The organism is Archangium sp., from assembly GCF_036388035.1.
Lineage (GTDB): Bacteria > Myxococcota > Myxococcia > Myxococcales > Myxococcaceae > Archangium.
The window spans coordinates 1-5,128 of the sequence record NZ_DASVSO010000370.1 but is presented as its reverse complement, the minus strand read 5'-3'; the positions used below and the strand labels follow the sequence as shown (position 1 = coordinate 5,128).

The window sequence follows — 5,128 nt, the reverse complement described above, 5'->3', positions numbered from 1 at the left end:
GAGCGGCACGAGGGCGTGGTGACGCTGGCGGTGCAGGCGCAGGACGGGGCGGTGCCCGACGAGGGCTTCCTGGCCGCCTGCGAGGTGGAGTCGGAGGGCGCGCTGGCACCGTGGCCGAGGCTGGTGGGAGTGCCCGAAGCGGAGCGGTGGCTGGTGCGCTACGCGCCGGGAGTGACGCTGCGGGCACTCGAGGGAGTGAGGGAGGCCACGGCCCGGCGGCACGCGCGGGATCACGAGCGAATGGCCGAGTATTACGCGGCGATGGTGGCGGAGTCCCGGGCACCCCGGCGACGCGTGGACGCAGCGACGGTGGAAACCAAGGTGCGGCACCTGCTGGCCGAGCGCGACAGCAAATTGAGGGACCTGGCGGAGCGCTTCACCCTGCGCGTGCACACCCGGCTGGCGGCGGCACTGTGGGTCGCGGTACCGGTGGTGCACGTGCGGCTGCGCGTCCGGCGGCGCAAGGGAGAGCGAGAGTTGCTGCTGCGACTGCCCGCGGGGGCACACGGCTTCGACCGGCTGCCCTGCGAGGGCTGCGCGGGCACCACCGAGCGGCCCGCCCTGTGCGACGAGCGGCTCCACGTGCTGTGCGAGACATGTGTCCCGCAGGCCACCGGCCGTCCCAAATGTCCCGCCTGCGGCGGCTGAGCGGATCCCTGGGGATGAAGAAGCGTAAATCATTCTCACGGCTACCGCCTCGGCGGTGGGAGCTTCCGGTACTCCTCTTTCAGCGCCTCGGGTGAGGCCGCGAGCCGGGCCGCCACCCGCGTGGCCTCGGCGGGCGGGAGCCGGCCGAGCACGCTCCGCTCCAGGTGCTGCTCGATGAAGCCCTGGTCGTGCCGCACCTGCACGTCCACCAGCCGCCCCTTCGCGTCCACCCCGGGCACCAGCCGGGGCGAGATGAGCAGGAGGTCCGCCGGCACCTCCACCGCCCGGATGCGCGCCACCACCTCGTCGCGCAGCTTCGGGTCGAACCGGATGCCCTTCTCCTGTACCAGCGTCCGGATGCCCTCGTAGTCCCCGGTGGCCTTGATGACCATCAGCTTCGCGAGCAGCTCGCCCACCGCCGCGCGCATCTTCCCGTAATCCTCCACCACCCAGGACGTGCGCCCCAGCTGGCCCCCCTCGCCGCCCTCCGTCACCTGCTTCACCACGCCCTTCTCCAGGAGGTAGCGCACCGTCATGTGGTGGCCTCGCTGGTGGTCCTCCTCGAAGGCGTCCCCTTCCCGCACCTGGTTGAGGTTGGTGAGGCCCTCCACCAAGAAGTCGCGGTACATCTGCTCGGCGATGCGCTCGTGGTCCGGCGACAGCTCGGCCAGCGACGGGTCGAAGGCGTGCCAGAGTGCCACCAGATCCGCCCGCGCTTCCTCCAGCGTGTTGTCGTATTCCTTCAGGTAGCGCGAGGGATTGCCCTCCAGCTTCGCGTCCACCTGCCCCGAGGCGTGCCCCATCACCTCGTGGAAGGCCACCAGCCACTTGCGCGCGGTGACGGAGTACCTGCGCGCCCGCTCGGCCTCCTCGGGCGTGCGGGAGAACTCGATGGCCAGCGGCAAGCGCTTCATCGCCGCCGCGGCCTCCATCACGTTGCTCACCAGCACGCTCTTGCTGCCGTACTTCTCGCGGATGGCCTGCTCGTTGGGCAGGTTGATGCCGGCCGGCGGCCCCGGGAGGCTCGTCACCAGGTTGATGGCCTTGGCCACCGGTCTGACTACCTTCTTGCGCTTGTACGCGTCCGGCCAGGGCATCCGGTTCTCGAAGTCCTGCGCCCGGCGGGCGATGAGCTCCATCACCCGGTTCTCGTGGGCGTCGCGGTAGTTGACGAGCGCTTCCCACTGCCCCTTCTGGCCACGGGGGTCCACGTACGTCTCGATGAAGCCGATGTTCGCGTCCACCCTCGGGTCGGCCTTCAGCCACGCGATGTTGTAGGCGTCCCAGTCCTTCAGGTCGCCCGTCTGGAAGTAGCGCCCCAGCTTCTCGAGCGCGGCCTTCTGGTCCTTCGGCGCCGACTTCGCCGCCTCGCCCAGGTGGGCGATGACGCGCGAGAGCTCCTCCGCGTACAGCCCGCGCGGCACCTTCCCCTCGGGCGTGCCGGCGCGGAACACCTGCTCCACCAGCGTCCCGTCCACCTTCACCACGCGCGAGTTGAGCGGGTGCTTTTCCTGGAAGCCCTCCAGGTCCTTCACCGTCACGCCCCGCCCATAGGCCGTGTTCGCCGAGGCCGTGAGGATGTCCTGGCCCGCCGGCGGTGCCTTCGAGGTGAGCTGCGGCTCATGGCTGGCATCGAAGAGCGCGGGCTTCAACCCACCCAGCCACGCCTTCAGCGTCGCCTCGTCCTTCACGCCAAACGGAGCGCCAGCCTTCAGCGCCCGCAGCGCCGCGGCCTCCAGCTCGGCCGGGGTGAAGGTGGGGACGAACTTCTGGCCCGTCACCTGATCGTGGTTGCCCGTCTGGCCGTAGAAGCGCGCGAGGTACTCCGTCAGCTTCGCATTGAAGGAGCCCGGCTCCGCCCCGCCCTCGAGGCCGAAGAGGTACACGCCCTCCAGCAGCCGCTTGAGGGCGACCGTGTCCCAGCCGAGCTGGTCATAGGCGATCTCCTCTCCCGCGTGGGCCGCGAGCGTGAGGTACCAGGCCACGCGCTTCTCGTCCCTGGACAGCGCGGGCACGCCCGGCGCGTACATGCGGACGATGGCGTCATGGCCCAGCCTCGACACGAGGAAGGACGGCCCGGTGGAGGCGGGCGTCGCCGTGGCCGCCGGAGGAGTGCTCGGCGTCGGAGGCTGGGAGGGCTTCGCCTGCGGAGTGGCGGCGAGTGCCGCCGCCAGGAAGAGGGCTTTCACGGAGGCTCCGGGGAACGTTCAGCGGCACCCTGGTTAGCATCCGAGAGAGCGTGTCACCAGCGGTGGAAGGGGCAGGGCTGACGCCAGCTTGGAGCTGGCTGCCCAGGTCCCCTATCGCGCCGGGAATGCCTTCTCCTACGATTCGGGGGGGCCTCGTCGCCCCCTCTCAGGACACGCTCATGACGACCTTCTCCCGAAGCCTCGCAGGATTCCGCATTCCCATGCTCGCACTCGCCGGATGGCTCACCGCCGGTGTCCTCGCCTGCGAGGGCCCCCAAGGCCCCGAAGGTCCCCAGGGCCCCACGGGAGCCGCCGGACAGGACGACGTCCCCAGGCCCGTGCGCCTCCTGGACGACAAGGTCGGGCGCTGGCTCCCGGAGAACCGCACGCGGCTCAACGAGATGGTCCAATCCCTGGGCATCGCCAGCCCCAGGTTCGATCCGAAGAACCGTCCCGTGGCCGTGTTCGACTGGGACAACACCATCGTGAAGAACGACCTGGGGGACGCCACCTTCTTCTGGATGGTCCGGCACGACAAGGTGCGCCAGCCGCTCGACAAGGACTGGAGCACCACCAGCTCCCACCTCACCACCCAGGCCCGGGCGGCCCTCAACACGGCCTGTGACCTCGCCGCGAACCCGGGCGAGCCCCTCCAGACGAGCGTCCGCACGGAGTGCGCGGACGAGCTCGTCAGCATCTACAACCAGGGCAGGACGCGGTCGGGCCAGGCGGCCTGGAACAACCCCATCACCCTGACCCTCAACACCGCCTATGCCTGGGTGGCCCAGCTCCAGGCCGGCTACACCCCCGAGGAGCTCCGCTCGTTCGCTCGGGCCGCCTACGCGGAGAACGCCTTCAACCCGCCGGGCACCACGCAGACGGTGGGCACCACCGCCGGGCTCGCCTACCACGTCCAGGTGTACGAGGAGATGGTCGACCTCATCGAGACGCTGCAGGACAACGGCTTCGACGTCTGGGTCGTCACCGCCTCGCCCCAGTTCGTCATCGACGCCGTCTCCGAGGAGCTGGTCGGCATCAAGGCCAACCGGGTGATTGGCATCCGGCCCATGACGGACGCGCAGGGCCGCGTGACGCCTCGGCTCCAGGGCTGTGGCTCCGTGGCCCATGGAACGGACACGCTCATCACTTATGACCAGGGCAAGCGCTGCTGGATCAACAAGGTCATCTTCCACCAGCCCGCCGAGCAGCAACTGGCCCGCCAGCCGGACGCGAGCAAGCGCCAGGTCTTCGCGGCCGGGGACTCGGACACGGACCTTGCCTTCGTGCAGGACGCGACGCATCTCAAGCTGGCCATCAACCGCGCCAAGGTGCAGCTCATGTGCAACGCCTACGCGAACCACGAGGGCAAGTGGCTGGTGCAGCCCATGTTCGTCCAGCCTCGCGCCAAGGGAGCCAACTACCCCTGCACCACCGCCATGGACGCCGCCGGACAGCCCCTCACCAACGAGGTGGGCACCCGCTTCACCCAGGACTACGAGGATCGGGTCTACGCCCTGCCGTAGCTCAGGCGACGAGGTCCACGTTCTCGGACGGAGCGAGGTTGCGGCGAACCACGGCCGCGAGCGCATCGATGGAGATGGGCTTGCGGACGAACTCGGAGACGCCCGCCTTCAGGGCCTTGGCCTCGAGGTCCGGCGCCTTGCCGCCGGTGAGCAGCACGACAGGCACCTGACGCACCCGCTCGCGCTCGCTCGCGCGAGCCCGGCGCACGAACTCCAGGCCATCCATTCCGCCCGGCATGTTGAAGTCCGCGATGACGAGATCCACGGGGTGCGTCTCCAGCAGCCGCAGCCCCTGCTCGGCCCGGTCCGCATCGAGGAAGTTCAGATCCAACTTCATCAGGTAGACCTTGAGGATGTGCCGGATGGTGTTGCTGTCCTCGACGAGTAGCACGGTGCGCTTCATGGGAATCCCCTCATCTGGAGAATTCATTCCATTCCCTGAAAGTCCTGGTGTCGCCACCCGCAGTGGCGAGGAACCGTTGGCACGCTGAGGACTGAACAGAGTGAATGTAGGCCTGTGTAGCGTCCGATACTCGAGGCGTCTGCTCTCGTACGGAAACCGGATTGCCTCCCAGGCCTCGGCAGCCACCGCGCCAATCAGGTGGCTGTCCGGACTGGCTCGGGAGCGCGGGTCAGCTCGCGCGGTAGCGCGCGTCGAAGAGGCTGGTGCCCGGCTCGCGCTTCACGCCGTGGTCCGGGTTGGCGGACAGGTGCTCCAGCACCTTGAACACCGTCTCCACCTCGTCCGGAGCGCCCACGGCGATGGCC

The 5,128-nt window shown here is 69.3% G+C and carries 4 protein-coding genes; 2 read left to right on the top strand and 2 right to left on the bottom strand.

All coding sequences use genetic code 11. The features are described 5' to 3' along the window. Nucleotides 1-648 (top strand): hypothetical protein (locus VF697_RS15060; RefSeq protein WP_331095540.1); only part of this gene is annotated, 648 nt, incomplete at its 5' end. Nucleotides 649-689: 41 nt separating this feature from the next. Here the strand turns inward: VF697_RS15060 and VF697_RS15055 are convergent. Next, nucleotides 690-2,837, bottom strand: a complete 2,148-nt coding sequence (locus VF697_RS15055; RefSeq protein WP_331095538.1) for a dipeptidyl-peptidase 3 family protein — start codon at nt 2,835-2,837, stop codon at nt 690-692. Between the two features lie 221 nt (nt 2,838-3,058). Between VF697_RS15055 and VF697_RS15050 the strand changes: the two genes are divergently transcribed. Next, entirely contained in the window at nt 3,059-4,360 is a 1,302-nt protein-coding gene (locus tag VF697_RS15050; protein WP_331095536.1) for an HAD family hydrolase, read from the top strand. Between the two features lies 1 nt (nt 4,361). On the opposite strand, the gene VF697_RS15045 is transcribed toward VF697_RS15050, so the two are convergent. Next, nucleotides 4,362-4,763 (bottom strand): response regulator, encoded by a 402-nt coding sequence (locus VF697_RS15045; protein WP_331095534.1) that lies wholly within the window; start codon nt 4,761-4,763, stop codon nt 4,362-4,364. Nucleotides 4,764-5,128 lie beyond the last annotated feature (365 nt).

Bases quoted from the DNA above. Each gene is read 5' to 3' on its own strand.
- VF697_RS15050 (WP_331095536.1), top strand. From the start codon at position 3,059: ATGCTCGCACTCGCCGGATGGCTCACCGCCGGTGTCCTCGCCTGCGAG.
- VF697_RS15045 (WP_331095534.1), bottom strand. From the start codon at position 4,763: ATGAAGCGCACCGTGCTACTCGTCGAGGACAGCAACACCATCCGGCAC.